Raw genomic sequence first — 998 nt, 5'->3', positions numbered from 1 at the left:
CTTTAAACTTCTGTTATATTCTTTCCAGTTGCAAACTTTTTGTAGCTTTGACATACACACTTGTGGTTAAGTTTTTTGTCGATTTACTACTTTTCTTAGTTCGCAGCTACTTTTTTTTATATCTACGCAACAAGGTCTTGCAGGAATGACGGTTTTGGTATCTATGCAACAAGGCTTTTAGTCGCTCGCAATGACGATTTTGGCATCTTGTAACAAAACTTTATTTATTTAATATAGGAATTAATAATTAAATTTAAATAGTCTTCGTCAATATTTTTTATCAATATCGTTTTTAAGCTATGAGTATGACCTTTAATAATTTCTATATCCTTGCGTGATAATTTCCATTCTTTTGCTAGATAATTTATGATTTCTTCATTAGCTTTACCTTGCTCCGGTGTTGCTTTTATAGATAATTTTAAATATGGGATATTATTGATAATTACAAAACCGCTAATTAGATTCTGTTTAGAATTAGGCTTTACTTTAAGATTAAGTAAAACCTGATGTGAAGAAGAATTGTAATTATAGAATTTATTCATTATGTTATTTATCACATTTATTTATGATAATAAAAGAATACTTGAAAAAAACTATTAAAACTGATATAAAGTTTACCGTAAATGTTTAGCACCCTTAGCTCAGCTGGATAGAGCAACAGATTTCTAATCTGTGGGTCAGAGGTTCGAATCCTTTAGGGTGCGCCATTCTTCATTTTTCAGTATTTCTACAAAAATATCAAACCGCAAATGCAGCATAAAATCAAGCTTTTTGCCGTTTAATGAAAGATTCGATAAAACTAATTTTTATTAATTGCCTTTCACCAAATCTCTAAACTAAGTAGCTTTTCTTCTAAATAGTAAATTAAAAAGAAATATTAATAATTTAATTAAGCAACAAGTCGCCTTAATTTCATTCATTTTTAACTGCGAGACCGGTGCATTTCAAGCATCAACCTTGCGACAAAAACTGGTCGTGCCTCCGTATTGCAGTTTAGA

At 29.8% G+C, this 998-nt stretch carries 2 protein-coding genes and 1 tRNA gene; 2 read left to right on the top strand and 1 reads right to left on the bottom strand.

Annotated features, from left to right (window positions below; genetic code table 11):
* Positions 1 to 224: 224 nt before the first annotated feature.
* On the bottom strand, positions 225 to 542 hold the full coding sequence (locus KYQ89_RS05775) for a DUF167 domain-containing protein (protein WP_218460793.1): 318 nt from the start codon (positions 540 to 542) through the stop codon (positions 225 to 227).
* Positions 543 to 630: 88 nt separating this feature from the next.
* Between KYQ89_RS05775 and KYQ89_RS05770 the strand changes: the two genes are divergently transcribed.
* Positions 631 to 707 (top strand) — tRNA-Arg (locus KYQ89_RS05770).
* A 169-nt stretch (positions 708 to 876) separates the two neighbouring features.
* Positions 877 to 998 (top strand): glycoside hydrolase family protein (locus tag KYQ89_RS08410; protein ID WP_371920418.1); only part of this gene is annotated, 122 nt, incomplete at its 3' end.

The sequence above is a fragment of the Rickettsia sp. TH2014 genome, assembly GCF_019249195.1.
GTDB classification, from domain to species: domain Bacteria; phylum Pseudomonadota; class Alphaproteobacteria; order Rickettsiales; family Rickettsiaceae; genus Rickettsia; species Rickettsia felis.
Note: the sequence above shows the minus strand (reverse complement) of the source record. Positions and strands in the feature narration are given on the sequence as shown.